The sequence below is a fragment of the Klebsiella sp. 2019SCSN059 genome, assembly GCF_021739525.1.
Lineage (GTDB): Bacteria > Pseudomonadota > Gammaproteobacteria > Enterobacterales > Enterobacteriaceae > Klebsiella > Klebsiella quasipneumoniae.
In genome coordinates, this window is sequence record NZ_JAKKOM010000003.1 from 70178 (window position 1) to 84318 (window position 14141).

13 protein-coding genes, 1 tRNA gene and 1 pseudogene are annotated in these 14141 nt (G+C 57.4%); 10 read left to right on the plus strand and 5 right to left on the minus strand.

Features of this window, described 5'->3' with window-relative positions:
• The first annotated feature begins 25 nt into the window (after positions 1-25).
• Together prfB and lysS are read left to right on the plus strand one after the other, a co-directional pair.
• A protein-coding gene (gene prfB / locus L2I46_RS04900; RefSeq protein ID WP_101862173.1) for a peptide chain release factor 2 occupies positions 26-1124 on the plus strand; the annotation gives its coding sequence in 2 pieces (ribosomal slippage) (positions 26-100 and positions 102-1124; 1098 coding nt in all).
• Between the two features lie 9 nt (positions 1125-1133).
• Positions 1134-2651, plus strand: a complete 1518-nt coding sequence (lysS, locus tag L2I46_RS04905; protein WP_008806422.1) for a lysine--tRNA ligase — start codon at positions 1134-1136, stop codon at positions 2649-2651.
• Positions 2652-2868: 217 nt separating this feature from the next.
• On the opposite strand, the gene idi is transcribed toward lysS, so the two are convergent.
• Positions 2869-3423 carry an isopentenyl-diphosphate Delta-isomerase gene (gene idi, locus L2I46_RS04910; protein WP_032454025.1) on the minus strand — a complete coding sequence of 185 codons (555 nt, stop codon included), beginning with the start codon at positions 3421-3423 and terminating at the stop codon, positions 2869-2871.
• A gap of 315 nt (positions 3424-3738) precedes the next feature.
• Between idi and actS the strand changes: the two genes are divergently transcribed.
• Both actS and L2I46_RS04920 read left to right on the plus strand, forming a co-directional pair.
• A complete protein-coding gene (actS, locus tag L2I46_RS04915) occupies positions 3739-4452 on the plus strand; it encodes an amidase activator ActS (RefSeq protein ID WP_023290963.1) in 714 nt (237 codons plus the stop codon).
• An 80-nt stretch (positions 4453-4532) separates the two neighbouring features.
• Positions 4533-4606 (plus strand) — tRNA-Gly (locus L2I46_RS04920).
• A 167-nt stretch (positions 4607-4773) separates the two neighbouring features.
• Here the strand turns inward: L2I46_RS04920 and L2I46_RS04925 are convergent.
• The gene (locus L2I46_RS04925) at positions 4774-6162 is read right to left on the minus strand and encodes an MFS transporter (RefSeq protein ID WP_236947623.1); all 1389 of its coding nucleotides are present in this window, start codon (positions 6160-6162) and stop codon (positions 4774-4776) included.
• A 129-nt stretch (positions 6163-6291) separates the two neighbouring features.
• On the opposite strand from L2I46_RS04925, the gene L2I46_RS04930 reads away from it, so the two are divergent.
• A complete protein-coding gene (locus L2I46_RS04930) occupies positions 6292-7221 on the plus strand; it encodes a LysR family transcriptional regulator (RefSeq protein WP_065805875.1) in 930 nt (309 codons plus the stop codon).
• Positions 7222-7572: 351 nt separating this feature from the next.
• On the opposite strand, the pseudogene L2I46_RS04935 reads toward L2I46_RS04930, so the two are convergent.
• A pseudogene (locus tag L2I46_RS04935) lies at positions 7573-8274 on the minus strand (carboxymuconolactone decarboxylase family protein); the annotation flags it as partial.
• Positions 8275-8477: 203 nt separating this feature from the next.
• Between L2I46_RS04935 and L2I46_RS04940 the strand changes: the two are divergent.
• Positions 8478-8741 (plus strand): hypothetical protein, encoded by a 264-nt coding sequence (locus L2I46_RS04940; RefSeq protein ID WP_023290955.1) that lies wholly within the window; start codon positions 8478-8480, stop codon positions 8739-8741.
• Positions 8742-8744: 3 nt separating this feature from the next.
• Here L2I46_RS04940 and L2I46_RS04945 read toward each other — a convergent pair whose 3' ends face one another.
• Together L2I46_RS04945 and L2I46_RS04950 are read right to left on the minus strand one after the other, a co-directional pair.
• On the minus strand, positions 8745-9317 hold the full coding sequence (locus tag L2I46_RS04945) for a DUF1349 domain-containing protein (RefSeq protein WP_085551383.1): 573 nt from the start codon (positions 9315-9317) through the stop codon (positions 8745-8747).
• Between the two features lie 18 nt (positions 9318-9335).
• A complete protein-coding gene (locus L2I46_RS04950; RefSeq protein ID WP_048298243.1) occupies positions 9336-9629 on the minus strand; it encodes a YciI family protein in 294 nt (97 codons plus the stop codon).
• Positions 9630-9846: 217 nt separating this feature from the next.
• On the opposite strand from L2I46_RS04950, the gene L2I46_RS04955 reads away from it, so the two are divergent.
• From L2I46_RS04955 to L2I46_RS04970, 4 genes are all read left to right on the plus strand, one after another.
• A complete protein-coding gene (locus L2I46_RS04955) occupies positions 9847-10176 on the plus strand; it encodes a metalloregulator ArsR/SmtB family transcription factor (RefSeq protein ID WP_085551384.1) in 330 nt (109 codons plus the stop codon).
• A 52-nt stretch (positions 10177-10228) separates the two neighbouring features.
• Complete coding sequence (locus L2I46_RS04960; RefSeq protein ID WP_139619931.1) at positions 10229-11521, plus strand: arsenic transporter; 1293 nt, start codon at positions 10229-10231, stop codon at positions 11519-11521.
• A gap of 9 nt (positions 11522-11530) precedes the next feature.
• On the plus strand, positions 11531-11953 hold the full coding sequence (gene arsC / locus L2I46_RS04965; protein WP_032454017.1) for a glutaredoxin-dependent arsenate reductase: 423 nt from the start codon (positions 11531-11533) through the stop codon (positions 11951-11953).
• A gap of 473 nt (positions 11954-12426) precedes the next feature.
• A complete protein-coding gene (locus tag L2I46_RS04970) occupies positions 12427-13980 on the plus strand; it encodes a peptide MFS transporter (protein WP_032454016.1) in 1554 nt (517 codons plus the stop codon).
• The last annotated feature ends 161 nt before the right edge of the window (positions 13981-14141 follow it).

Genomic DNA, 14141 nt, shown 5'->3' on the forward strand with positions numbered 1-14141 from the left:
ACAAATCCATTAAAAGAAACCGACCATGTTTGAAATAAATCCGGTAAAAAACCGCATTCAGGACCTCACGGAGCGCTCCGACGTTCTTAGGGGGTATCTTTGACTACGATGCCAAGAAAGAGCGTCTCGAAGAAGTAAACGCCGAGCTGGAACAGCCGGACGTCTGGAACGAACCTGAACGCGCTCAGGCGCTGGGTAAAGAGCGTTCTTCCCTGGAAGCCATCGTAGATACCCTGGATCAGATGTCCCAGGGGCTGGAAGACGTTGCCGGCCTGCTGGATCTGGCCGTGGAAGCGGACGACGAAGAGACCTTCAACGAAGCCGTCGCCGAGCTGGATACGCTGGAAGAGAAGCTGGCGCAGCTTGAGTTCCGCCGCATGTTCTCCGGTGAATACGACAACGCCGATTGCTACCTCGATATTCAGGCAGGCTCCGGCGGCACCGAAGCCCAGGACTGGGCCAGCATGCTGATGCGCATGTACCTGCGCTGGGCGGAAGCGCGCGGCTTTAAGACCGAGATCATCGAAGAGTCCGAAGGTGAAGTCGCGGGCATTAAATCCGTGACCATCAAGATCATTGGCGATTACGCTTACGGCTGGCTGCGTACCGAAACCGGCGTTCATCGTCTGGTGCGTAAGAGCCCGTTCGATTCCGGCGGCCGCCGTCATACCTCCTTTAGCTCTGCGTTCGTTTACCCGGAAGTTGAAGACGATATCGATATCGAAATTAACCCGGCCGACCTGCGCATCGACGTTTACCGCGCCTCCGGCGCCGGTGGGCAGCACGTTAACCGTACAGAATCCGCGGTGCGTATTACCCACATCCCGACCGGGTTGGTGACGCAGTGCCAGAACGACCGTTCGCAGCACAAGAACAAAGACCAGGCCATGAAGCAGATGAAAGCGAAGCTTTATGAGCTGGAGATGCAGAAGAAAAATGCCGAGAAGCAGGCGATGGAAGACAACAAGTCCGATATCGGCTGGGGCAGCCAGATCCGCTCTTACGTGTTGGATGACTCGCGTATTAAAGATCTGCGTACCGGGGTGGAAACCCGCAACACTCAGGCGGTGCTCGACGGCAGCCTGGACCAATTTATCGAAGCAAGTTTGAAAGCAGGGTTATGAGGAACCAACATGTCTGAACAACAAGCACAGGGCGCTGACGCGGCAATTGACCTTAATAATGAACTGAAAACCCGTCGCGAGAAGCTGGCTGCGCTGCGTGAGCAGGGCGTCGCTTTCCCGAACGATTTCCGTCGTGACCATACCTCTGACCAACTGCACGCTGACTTCGATGCCAAAGAAAACGAAGAGCTGGAAGCGCTGAACGTTGAAGTGGCCGTGGCTGGCCGCATGATGACCCGCCGTATCATGGGTAAAGCGTCCTTCGTCACCCTGCAGGACGTTGGCGGTCGCATCCAGCTGTACGTAGCGCGCGATGACCTGGCGGAAGGCGTTTACAACGACCAGTTCAAAAAATGGGATCTCGGTGACATCATCGCCGCCCGCGGTAAGCTGTTCAAGACCAAAACCGGTGAGCTGTCTATCCACTGCACCGAGCTGCGTCTGCTGACCAAAGCCCTGCGCCCGTTACCGGACAAGTTCCATGGCCTGCAGGATCAGGAAGCGCGCTATCGTCAGCGTTACCTCGACCTGATCTCCAACGATGAATCGCGCAACACCTTTAAAGTGCGTTCGCAGATCCTGGCGGGTATCCGTCAGTTCATGGTTGGCCGCGGCTTTATGGAAGTGGAAACCCCGATGATGCAGGTGATCCCGGGCGGCGCCTCCGCGCGTCCGTTCATCACCCATCATAACGCGCTGGATCTGGACATGTACCTGCGTATCGCGCCGGAACTGTACCTCAAGCGCCTGGTCGTGGGCGGTTTCGAACGCGTCTTCGAGATCAACCGTAACTTCCGTAACGAAGGGATCTCCGTTCGTCATAACCCAGAGTTCACCATGATGGAACTCTACATGGCCTATGCGGACTATAAAGATCTGATCGAGCTGACCGAATCCCTGTTCCGCACCCTGGCGCAGGACATTCTCGGCAACACCGAAGTGCCTTACGGCGACCAGGTGTTCGACTTCGGCAAGCCGTTTGAAAAACTGACCATGCGCGAAGCGATCAAGAAATACCGTCCGGAAACCGAGATGGCGGATCTGGATAACTTCGATTCCGCGAAAGCGATCGCTGAGTCTATCGGCATCAAAGTGGAGAAAAGCTGGGGTCTGGGCCGTATCGTGACCGAGATCTTCGAAGAAGTGGCGGAAGCGCACCTGATCCAGCCGACCTTCATCACCGAATACCCGGCGGAAGTTTCTCCGCTGGCGCGCCGTAACGACGTCAACCCGGAAATCACCGACCGCTTTGAATTCTTCATCGGCGGCCGTGAGATCGGTAACGGCTTTAGCGAGCTGAACGACGCCGAAGATCAGGCGCAGCGCTTCCAGGACCAGGTTGATGCGAAAGCCGCGGGCGACGACGAAGCGATGTTCTACGATGAAGACTACGTGACCGCGCTGGAGCACGGCCTGCCGCCGACCGCCGGTCTGGGTATTGGTATCGACCGCATGGTGATGCTGTTCACCAACAGCCACACCATCCGCGACGTGATCCTGTTCCCGGCAATGCGTCCGCAGAAATAATCGCGTCTTGTGAAATGCAAAAACCCGGCTTGCCGGGTTTTTTTATGTCTGACGTGAGGCCTGAAGGCTGGCGTAGCGCGGCTGGCGGCGTAAATGCCTTAACCGGGCTACGCAACAGCGCAGAACCGTAGGCCTGTGCAAGCGTAGCGCCGCCAGGCAACGATGACAGGTACGGAGTCGCTTTTTGCGCCGGGTGGCGGCTGCGAGAATAGTCAGCTTACCCGCGCACACGCGCAACAAAGTCGGTCAGCGCCTGGCGAGCGTCCCGATTTTCCGCTTCCAGCACCATCCACGGGCTAAACGCCCACGGCGTGGCGGCCAGCGCGCTTAACATCGTTGCCAGGTCAACCCACTGATAATCCATGACTTCATCGTCGTTAGGCAGCACTTCGCTCACCACGCGCGCGGCATACACCGGGCATACTTCGTTCTCAACGATGCCGTTCGGGGCGACCGCCCGGTAGCGGAAGGCCGGGTGAACCGGCACGATGTCGGCGATCTCCACGCCGAGTTCGAAGCGACAGCGGCGCGTGACGGCCTGCTCGAAGGTCTCGCCCTGCTGGGGGTGTCCGCAGACGGAGTTGGTCCACACCCCGGGCCAGGCTTTTTTGCCCAGCGAACGGCGGGTGACCAGCAACTGCCCCTGCTGATTAAACAACCAGCAGGAAAACGCGAGATGTAAAGGGGTATCAAGCGTGTGGGCGGCATACTTCTCCAGCATACCGGCAGGCTGATCCTGCTCATCCAGTAAAATGACGTGTTCCCCGGCCATGACGACTCCTGAAAATAAAAAATGACCCGGCACAAACCCGCCGGGTCATGTACTCAGGCCTCTAGGGTAGCCCATAAATGGGAGAAAGGCATTACCAAAACAAGCCCTGGAGTCCGCTCTGTGAGCGGCAACGCGTCATGGCGGGTAAGTCCACCACGACGTGCGGCTCCAGCAGCAATTGCTGTCCGTCGCGGGCCGTATTCGATGGCGGGGGGCTATTGGTTTCGCCATCAGGGATGACGCCCTGCGCCGCGGACTGGTATGATATTCGCCCTGGTTGCGAGGTAAGTGGTTGTGTTAAGTGCAGGATGCCTGATGATGAAACGCGTTTTTATGACACTGATGCTGGTGGTAAGCCTGGCGCTGGCCGGCTGCTCCAGCAACTCCGATTCCGGTACGACCTACACCGTCAAACGCGGTGATACCCTGTATGGCATCTCCCGCACCACCGGCACCAGCGTTCGCGATCTGGCCCGCCTGAATAACATCTCCCCGCCTTACACCATTGAGGTGGGGCAGAAGCTGAAGCTTAACGGCAGCAGTTCAACGAAGACAACGAAGAAAAAATCTTCCTCCACGCGCACGGCGGCGGTCACGCCTTCGTCCGCGGTACCTCAGTCCTCCTGGCCGCCGGTGGGACAGCGCTGCTGGCGCTGGCCGACCAGCGGCAAAGTGGTCCTGCCTTATTCCACCGCCGATGGCGGCAATAAAGGCATTGATATCGCCGGGACTCGCGGCCAGCCCGTGTACGCCGCCGGGGCGGGCAAGGTGGTCTACGTCGGCAACCAGCTGCGCGGCTACGGCAACCTGATCATGATTAAGCACAGCGAGGATTACATCACCGCCTATGCCCACAACGATAAGCTGATGGTGAATAACGGCCAGAGCGTGAAGGCCGGCCAGCAAATCGCCACCATGGGCAGTACGGATGCCGACTCAGTGCGTCTGCATTTCCAGATCCGCTATCGGGCGACGGCCATCGATCCGCTGCGCTACCTGCCGCCGCAGGGCAGTAAGCCTAAGTGCTAAAAGGTTATTTTATCGCCAGTCAGCATCCGGCGGGCTTGTCACAGGGTGCGTAAGGGCTATAATGCTTTTCGCACCTCTTCGCGGGCGTAGTTCAATGGTAGAACGAGAGCTTCCCAAGCTCTATACGAGGGTTCGATTCCCTTCGCCCGCTCCAAACTCAAGTCTTCTGACGTCTACCCAACTCAATTTTCCCTTGATAAATAAGAAGTTATAGCATTCTGTTAGTCTATTGAACTCCGACGGAGGACTCCTCTTTGGTTGCGGGATCGGCGTTTTGCGTTGCTGGCGCTGGAGTAGTAGCGTTTAGTGATATTTTCGCACTTATCCTGTTTCCGCAGGATGAGTGATTTTACGCAACCGGCTCGCGCTGACGACGACCGATACCGCAGAGGCCGCGGCGGCGCTCCACAGCGCAACATGAATTGACCTTTCATCTGCTGCCAGCAGAACGCCTACGGCGGCGGCTCCCAGGCACTGCCCGAAAGTGCGCATAATGGATAAAACACCGGACGCATAACTCGCGTGCTCACGAATAACGTTTGAGAGCATTTCCCGGTTATTGGGACTCTGAAAGCAGCCAAACCCTATTCCGCACACCAGACTTCGCAGGCAGATATCCCACATTGAAGGGCAGGCGGGTAACGTCGCCAGCAGGATCAAACCGACGACAAAAATCACCAGCCCCAGGGTTGATATCGCCGGGGCTGATATCGTGTCCGCCCAACGGCCTGCATGCGGCGCAATCAGCACGATCCCTAACGGCCACGGCGTAAACAGCAGGGCAGACACTACCGGACTGTAGCCGTATTCGCTCTGAAACAGGAAGGGTAGCGCAATAAAGGTGATCCCCTGGCTGACAAAAGCAACCATTGACGTGAAAGCCGCGAGGGTAAAACGTTCATTTTTAAACATGCTCGGCGGCAGTAAGGGATGACCCGTACGGCGGATTTGCCAGATAAAAGCCATGCCGCTCAGCGCAGCGAGAGCCATCCAGCAAAGGCTGCCGAATTGAGAAGTAGCGTTCTGTAGGCTGTTCGCCGCCATGATCGTCGAACCCAACAGCAGCGCCGACAATATGGCGCCCACGGTGTCGAAGGGCGCCTGCATACGGATCGCATCCCGCGGCAGCGCTCTGACCGCCAGCAGTAAGGCGAGGGTGCCGGGAAGAACGTTTATCGCAAACAGCCATTGCCAGCTCAGGGTGTGAAGGATCGTACCGCCCAATACCGGGCCGATAGCGGAGCTGGAGGCAATGAGCAGGGCATGGAACCCCAGAATGCGGCCAAGTAATCGTCCGGGAAATACGGACCTGAGTATTGCGGGGGCAATACTCAGCGTCGCCGCGCCGCCGAGCCCCTGAAGCACGCGCATACCGATAAGCACTTCGGGCTTATTCGCCAGCGCGCAACCCAGTGATGTCAGGGTAAAGGTCGTCAGGCCCGCCAGAAATACGGGGCGATAACCCAGACGGGCCGCAAGCGCCGCGAATATCGCCAGCGTCATCGCAGCCGCCAGCAGATACCCGTTGGCGAACCAGACGGCAATACCGGCAGGTACCTGCAAATCCTGAGCCATTGAGGGCAGGGCAATGTTGATCATGGTGCCATCAAACACGCCCATTAAGGTGGTGGTCATTATTGCGGCCATCACCCGTGCGCGCGCCGGGCCAGGCAGTCCTTCGTCGCCGGGTTGGCTGGAAAAGAGCGTCATCATTTGTCCTCTGGGAAGAGTGTATGGATGACAAAACTATAAAGATGGCTTTAACCGGGCGGAAGGTGCACTATTTTCACTTTATTGTTGCATCAAACGCCTTATCTTAATGTGCTGGGAGAAAGGGTAATGTCTGATCCCGATTTTAATTTGCTGGTAGCACTCGACATATTGCTGAGTGAAGCGAGTGTCGCAGGTGCGGCACGTCGTCTGAACCTCAGCACCTCAGCTATGAGCCGGACATTAAGCAGGTTACGCGATGTCACAGGAGACCCGATCCTGGTGCGCGCCGGGCGTAACATGGTACTGACCCCGTGGGCCGAAGCGACCCGGGATCGCGCCAGGCGTGCAGTGCACGATGCCAGGGCGGTATTGCAGCCCTCAACTGAAACGTTCTGCGCGCGAAGTCTGGCGCGTCTTTTTACCATCAGGGCAAACGATGGTTTTGTGGTGGCGTTTGGGCCTGCGCTCATCGCAGCGGTTGCCGACGCCGCGCCGGACGTCTGTATACGCTTCGCGCCTAAGCCGGAAAAAACCTCGCGCTATCTTCGGGAAGGGCTGGTTGATCTGGAGATTGGCGTTCAGAGTAATATGGGGCCAGAAATACGGCTGCAGCGACTGTTTGAGGATCGGTTTGTTGGCGTCGTGCGTAAAGGGCACCCGTTGGCTAAGCAGGCAGAAATAGGCGTGGGTGATTATGTCGCCTGGGGCCATGTGGTAGCGTCACCCGAGGGCGCGTTGCACGGATCCGTTGACGATGCGCTGGCCGAACTGGGGACAAAACGTAAAATTGCGAGCGTCGTACCGGGATTTCCGACAGCACTGTCCGTGGCGTTGGAATCGGATCTTATCGCCATGATACCCGCACTCTATTTACTCAATCAGCAGGTAACGGACCAGGTACACGTTTTCGAGCTGCCGTTCAAAAGCCGTCGTATTACGGTATCGCAGATGTGGCACCCAAGAATGGAACGCGACCCCGGTCACCGCTGGCTGAGAGAGCAAATTCTTGCGATATGCGGTGTGGCCAGGTCAGTCATGACTAAGGAGCCGGTATAGCGATTGCTATAACATCAACTTATATTAAATTAACAACACAATACATTGATATTTAAGATAAAATAAATTAAGTGTAGTAGCTGAATTGAGATGGCGATCTCTGACCAAATAGACATGTCCGCGCTACAGTCTCGCCACAGCGATCGCGGCTTTCAAAGGATGAGACTCATGACGGCATACGGAACGGAAATTTTCTCAATGAGCGATGTGAACAGACTCACGATCGAAGTCTCCACGCGTCGATAGACCGTTTATGTCCTTTCCGCGAGATTTAATCGAAAGCCCTCGTGCTACCTTTAAGCTAACTATTAACGATAAATAAAGGACAGCTTTCCTGTCCTTTATCCTTTTTTATTCAGCTTTGCTCTCGCGCGATCGCAACACCTCACCGACCACAGGAGCAGCGGTAAACGCATTTGGCCATCCCGCGTAGAACGCCGCCTGGGCGACCACTTCTCCGGCCTCTTCAGCCGAAAGCCCATTATCCATCGCTCTGTTTAGGTGGTAGCCAATCTGCGCGCTCTGTCCGGCGGCGATTAACGCGCTGACCGTCACCAGGCTTCTGTCGCGGGGCGTAAGCGCGGGCCGTTGCCAGAGGTCGAGAAACAGCGGGTCGGCGGTAAATTTAACCAGGCCAGGCGAAATGGGACCGACATTTTTCTCCACGGTGTCTGCACGCTGTTTCTCTACCTGTTCATTGAGAGGCAGCAGCGTTGGCGAGGCGGCGGGCAGGGCCTCTGTCGTGATGCCGCGGGCTGCAAAGATCGCTTTGGTCACCCTGACGGCTGACATCGCATTGGGCCAACCTGAGTAGAACGCCAGATGGGTAATGATCTCTGATACTTCCGCTGGCGTCACGCCGCTATCGAGCGCAACTTCAATATAGTGCTTAAGCTCGCCAGGCTGGTTGCGGGCAATCAGCATCGCCACCGTCACGATGCTGCGGTCGCGGGCGGACAGGGCGTCACGTTGCCAGAGGTCGTTGGTAATCGCTTCACGGCCAAAGCGTGCCAGCGCCGGGGAGACCGCGTGAATGTCAGCGTCCGAAAGAGTGAAAGCCCTGATTGATTTTCTGATAGCGCATACCGCGGCATAAAGGCTGTTTTGCGTGCGAAATGTCTGAAGGCGCCGGCCCTGTCTTTCCCTCTGCCTTAACCCTATACTCCCTGCGGATAAAGCGGTTTTTTATCGCGGTGCAACGGCTTATCCCATTGTCAACGCGATGGGCGGGGAATTTCACTAAGGGAGAGGCAGCAATGGGCAGACGCTTAATGGTCTGTGTGTTCGCGCTGGTGGCGTTTTCAGCCACTGCAGCACATGGTCATCACGGCCAGTCGGTAATATCGGGCGCCGACGGCGGCAACGGTTCGGACGGCGGCAGTAGCGATAATTCCTCGGGTCGGGCAGGGTGCCCGGGCGGCACCGATCCCGATAAGCACGGCCATTTTTACCTGCCCGGCACCCGCGAACCCTGCAATCCTGGCCCTCAGGATGCAGAGAAAGTCGGGTCTTCCCACTAGCGTTCAGCTCAGATCGTGCAGCGCTTTGTCCAGCGGTGGGGAAAGTTGAATATCCAAAAAGGCAACCGCCAGTCCGCCGCGCTCCGGTGAGCAGCACATGACGCCCGCTTTCACCGGGCCTGGCGGAAAGTAGCCCAGACGCAGCAGCGGCCAGCGCTCGCCGTCAGTCGAATATTGCAGCCTTAACGCATCGCCTTTGCGGGTCAGACGCAGCCAGAAGGTGCGTGGGTCGCCGGGAAAAAGCCCGGTGGCCCAGTCGGAGTGATTCAGCGTCAGTACGCTGCCGATGGCCGGGGCATCGTCATTGAATTCAATTCCCGCCTTCAGCCAGGTCTGCTCGTCCGCCATCATCATCAGCCCGGCCTGGTCGTAAAGCGTGGTGAAATCCGCACAGATTTTTGCCTGCAGGGTAAAATCGCCCTCCACCTCAGCGGCATAAAGATGGCCGGAGAAGCGCTCGAAGCCATACCAGGTATGACGCCAGAAATCGGTATGCTTATCGGTGACCACCGTCAGGCTGTCGGCATCGCGGCGCCACTCGGCTGGTTCATTAATCCAGTGAAAGGATGGCTGCATGTTTCCTCCGGAACAGGCTTATAACAGCGACTGCAGCGCGGGGGACGCCATGCTGGCCTCAAAGGGGATAATCTCCGTATGGGCGAGACCCAGCTGCTGGAAGGGATCCTGGCTCAGACGCGATTCCAGAATTTCCCGGCTGTCGCATTTCGCCAGAATCACCCCGCCGGTGCGGGGAATACGGCGGCCGGAGGTGAGAAAGAGGCCGTCAGCATAGCCTTTTTTGAGCCATTCGACGTGGGCGGGGATCGCGCTGTCAATCTCTTCGAGCGGTTTTATATACGTTAAAACAACCACATAAATCGTACTCATCCTGAAAACCCTGTCAATCCGATGGGATCTTCAGCCTGACACATTTCGATGATGGTTAAAAGAAAACGCGGCATTTTTGCGTGCTATTGAGCAGGAGGCACATGTTGCAACGGTGTGGAGATTTATCGCGGCCGTGAAAAACACATATGTTTTTTCGAATGCGTATTGATCTTTGTTCGTGGTCCCGTATGCTGTCCGTCACGCTTGAGGAGAAACCATGTCTTTATTGCCCCTGCAACTGTTCAAAAACCTCGCCGATGAAACCCGGCTGGGGATCGTGCTGTTGCTCAAGGCGCGGGGAGAGCTGTGCGTGTGCGATCTCTGTACGGCGCTCGCCCAGTCCCAGCCCAAGATCTCTCGCCATCTGGCGATGCTGCGGGAGAGCGGATTGCTGCTGGATCGTAAACAGGGTAAATGGGTCTATTACCGCCTCTCTCCGCAGATGCCAACCTGGGCGGCGCAGGTGATAGAGCAGGCCTGGCTCAGTCAGCAGGACGATGTGCGGCTGATGGTCAGCAGACTGGCTGGCGGGGCGGGTTGCCAGTAAAAATTTTATCTAAACATATCTGTTTTTTCGAATGTGGTTGGCGGGAGGAAGAATGTTGCTGGCAGGTGTGATTTTTGTCCTGACCCTGGTGCTGGTGATCTGGCAGCCGCGGGGTTTAGGGATCGGCTGGAGCGCGGCCTTTGGTGCGGCGCTGGCGCTGGCTACCGGTGGAGTACAACTAGCCGATATCCCGGTGGTGTGGCATATCGTCTGGAATGCGACCGCCACCTTTATCGCCGTTATCATTATCAGCCTGCTGCTCGACGAATCCGGCTTTTTTGAATGGGCCGCGCTACACGTTTCCCGCTGGGGAAGAGGGCGGGGTCGTCTGCTGTTTACCTGGATTATCCTGCTCGGTGCGGCGGTGGCGGCGCTGTTTGCCAACGACGGCGCGGCGCTGATCCTCACGCCCATCGTAATTGCCATGCTGCGGGCGCTGGGGTTCAGTAAGGGAACGATGCTGGCCTTTGTCATGGCAGCCGGGTTTATTGCCGATACCGCCAGCCTGCCGCTGGTGGTGTCGAATCTGGTGAATATCGTTTCGGCAGATTTCTTTGCCATTGGCTTCAGGGAGTACGCTTCGGTGATGGTACCGGTCGATCTCGCGGCGATCCTCTCCACCCTGGCGATGCTGCACCTGTTCTTTCGCAAGGATATCCCGCCGGCCTGGGATATGGCGTTACTGAAAGCACCGGCCACGGCGATAAAAGATACGGCGACGTTCCGCACCGGCTGGGGCGTGCTGCTGTTGTTGCTGGTCGGCTTTTTCGTTCTTGACCCGCTGGGGATCCCGGTCAGCGCCATCGCGGCGCCGGGAGCGGGGATCCTGTTTGCTGTCGCGAAGCGCGGGCGGGTGATAAACACCGGCAAGGTGCTGCGCGGCGCCCCATGGCAGATTGTGATCTTCTCGCTGGGGATGTATCTGGTGGTGTATGGCCTGCGAAACGCCGGATTAACGGATTATCTGACCACGGTGCTGAACATGCTGGCGGAGCGCGGGCTCTGGGCCGCGACGCTGGGCACCGGTATCCTGTCGGCCTTCCTCTCTTCGATCATGAATAATATGCCCAGCGTGCTGGTCGGCGCCTTGTCGATTGATGGCAGCGCGGCAACAGGGACGATCAAAGAGGCCATGATATATGCCAACGTCATCGGCTGCGATCTGGGGCCCAAAATCACGCCGATTGGTAGCCTGGCCACGCTGCTCTGGCTGCATGTGCTGACGAAGAAGCACATCACCATCGGTTGGGGGTATTATTTCCGCTGCGGCATCATCATGACCCTGCCGGTGCTGCTGGTAACGCTGGCCGCGCTGGCGCTGCGTCTCTCCTTCAATCAGCCATGAGAACGTGCTATGAGCATCACCATTTACCATAACCCTGAATGCGGCACCTCGCGTAATACCCTGGCGCTGATCCGCAACAGCGGCGCTGAGCCCACCATTATCTATTATCTGGAGACGCCGCCGTCGCGTGATGAACTACGCCAGCTGATCGCCGCGATGGCGATCCCGGTGCGGGCGCTGCTGCGGCAAAACGTCGAACCCTACGATGCGCTGGGCCTGGCGGAAGACCGGTTTACAGATGACCAGTTAATCGACTTTATGCTCCAGCATCCGATCCTGATCAACCGTCCGATCGTGGTGACGCCGCGGGGCACCCGGCTCTGCCGCCCGTCAGAGGTGGTGCTGGAGATCCTGACGGCGCCGCAAAAAGGCGCCTTCGTGAAGGAAGACGGTGAGCGCGTCATTGATCGGACGGGGCAGCGTGTGAAATAGCGCGCAAAATGGCGCCGGCTGTAGCAGCCGGCAAGCCATGTGCATCCTGCCTCGCGGGAGGCTCTCCGGGTGTGAAACACCTGGATGGCTGAACAATATTCTCCCTTAGCGCTATTTCTGCCTCCTCAGCCCCGTTTCCCTTACTTTTCCTGTCGTTATATGCCCTGCCTGCACCGACGGTTTTTGTCCTTTGTTACTCAATCAACTTACTGTTTTTAATAAATAAAATTATGTATTCTTTACAATGGCATAATGTCAACGCCGTTTGCGCTTTTGCGAACATTAAATCTATAAAACTAGATGTTTGTCGACTTTTCATCTAAAAAGGGAAGGTAAGGGGCTGGACAAAACCACTGCATGGTTATCAAATGGTTAAAAATGCTCGTTCCTGATGTTAAGACAAACAAATTATAAATCGTCAGCCCGCTTTATACGGTTAACTTGCGCTGCGGTGCACCTTATCTGGAGAATTTATGCATTCCTCTGTTAATAAAAACGAAAGCCGTACCTTTTTCGGCCATCCTTATCCGCTGGGCTCCCTGTTCTTCACCGAAATGTGGGAGCGCTTCTCGTTTTACGGCATCCGCCCCTTACTGATCCTGTTTATGGCGGCGACGGTTTACGACGGCGGAATGGGGCTGGCGCGGGAGAACGCCTCGGCGATCGTCGGGATTTTTGCCGGCAGTATGTATCTGGCCGCGCTGCCGGGCGGCTGGCTGGCGGATAACTGGCTTGGCCAGCAGCGCGCCGTCTGGTACGGCTCGATTCTGATCGCCCTCGGGCACCTGTCGATCGCCCTGTCGGCATGGCTGGGCAACGACCTGTTCTTTATCGGCCTGATGTTTATCGTCCTCGGTTCCGGGTTGTTTAAAACCTGTATCTCGGTGATGGTCGGCACTCTGTATAAAAAAGGCGACGCGCGCCGCGACGGCGGTTTCTCGTTGTTCTACATGGGGATCAACATCGGCTCGTTTATCGCGCCATTGATCTCCGGCTGGCTGATTAAATCCCATGGCTGGCACTGGGGCTTCGGCATCGGGGGGATCGGGATGCTGGTGGCGCTGATCATTTTCCGTGTCTTTGCCGTGCCGTCGATGAAGCGCTATGACGCAGAGGTCGGCCTCGATTCCACCTGGAACAGCCCGGTGGCGAAAAAGAATGGCGTTGGGGCGTGGCTGCTGGCGCTGGCGCTGGGAGTGGCTGTGCTGGTCACGCTCATTAGCCTGGGCACGATCGTGATTAACCCGGTGGCGGTGGCCAGCGTGCTGGTCTATGTGATTGCCGCTTCCGTAGCGCTCTATTTCATCTGGCTGTTCGTCTTCGCCGGCCTGAGCCGTAAAGAGCGGGCGCGCCTGCTGGTGTGCTTTATTTTGCTGGTTTCGGCGGCCTTTTTCTGGTCGGCATTTGAACAGAAACCGACCTCATTTAACCTGTTTGCTAACGACTATACCAACCGGATGATCGGCGATTTTGAGATCCCCGCGGTCTGGTTCCAGTCGATTAACGCCTTATTTATCATTCTCCTCGCCCCGGTATTCAGCTGGGCGTGGCCAGCGCTGGCGCGTAAAAACGTTCGTCCGGGCAGCATGACCAAATTCGTCATTGGCATCCTGTGCGCGGCGGCGGGCTTTGGCCTGATGATGCTGGCGGCGCAGAACGTCCTGAACAACGGCGGGGCCGGTGTGTCGCCGCTGTGGCTAGTGGGCAGCATCCTGATGCTGACGCTCGGCGAACTGTGCCTGAGCCCGATTGGCCTGGCGACCATGACCCTGCTGGCGCCGGAGAGAATGCGCGGCCAGATGATGGGGCTGTGGTTCTGCGCCAGCGCGCTGGGTAACCTGGCGGCGGGCCTGATTGGCGGTCACGTGAAGGCCGATCAGCTGTCGCTGCTGCCGGACCTCTTCGCCCGCTGCTCCATCGCGCTGCTGATCTGCGCCGCCGTGCTGGCCGTGCTGATTGTCCCGGTCCGCCGGATGCTGGAGAACAGTCAGTCCAGCGGTGCGCAAAAATCCGTCAGCAACGCCTGACGCGATCCCCAGGCCGGTCCCGCGGGACCGGCTTGTTTTTTGTCCAACCCCCGCCCCGGCAGTGCAAAATCCCCTTTTCTGAATGCGCGATGTCCCATAACGTGAGCGTGTTCTTTGAAATCACGTCGCTTTCCGGTCCATAGTGTAGTCAGGTTTACTAT

Excerpts from the sequence above, each read along its gene's own strand:
- lysS (WP_008806422.1), top strand. The coding sequence starts at position 1,134 with ATGTCTGAACAACAAGCACAGGGCGCTGACGCGGCAATTGACCTTAAT.
- idi (WP_032454025.1), bottom strand. The coding sequence starts at position 3,423 with ATGGCCGGGGAACACGTCATTTTACTGGATGAGCAGGATCAGCCTGCC.
- actS (WP_023290963.1), top strand. The coding sequence starts at position 3,739 with ATGATGAAACGCGTTTTTATGACACTGATGCTGGTGGTAAGCCTGGCG.
- L2I46_RS04925 (WP_236947623.1), bottom strand. The coding sequence starts at position 6,162 with ATGACGCTCTTTTCCAGCCAACCCGGCGACGAAGGACTGCCTGGCCCG.
- L2I46_RS04930 (WP_065805875.1), top strand. The coding sequence starts at position 6,292 with ATGTCTGATCCCGATTTTAATTTGCTGGTAGCACTCGACATATTGCTG.
- L2I46_RS04940 (WP_023290955.1), top strand. The coding sequence starts at position 8,478 with ATGGGCAGACGCTTAATGGTCTGTGTGTTCGCGCTGGTGGCGTTTTCA.
- L2I46_RS04945 (WP_085551383.1), bottom strand. The coding sequence starts at position 9,317 with ATGCAGCCATCCTTTCACTGGATTAATGAACCAGCCGAGTGGCGCCGC.
- L2I46_RS04950 (WP_048298243.1), bottom strand. The coding sequence starts at position 9,629 with ATGAGTACGATTTATGTGGTTGTTTTAACGTATATAAAACCGCTCGAA.
- L2I46_RS04955 (WP_085551384.1), top strand. The coding sequence starts at position 9,847 with ATGTCTTTATTGCCCCTGCAACTGTTCAAAAACCTCGCCGATGAAACC.
- L2I46_RS04960 (WP_139619931.1), top strand. The coding sequence starts at position 10,229 with ATGTTGCTGGCAGGTGTGATTTTTGTCCTGACCCTGGTGCTGGTGATC.
- arsC (WP_032454017.1), top strand. The coding sequence starts at position 11,531 with ATGAGCATCACCATTTACCATAACCCTGAATGCGGCACCTCGCGTAAT.
- L2I46_RS04970 (WP_032454016.1), top strand. The coding sequence starts at position 12,427 with ATGCATTCCTCTGTTAATAAAAACGAAAGCCGTACCTTTTTCGGCCAT.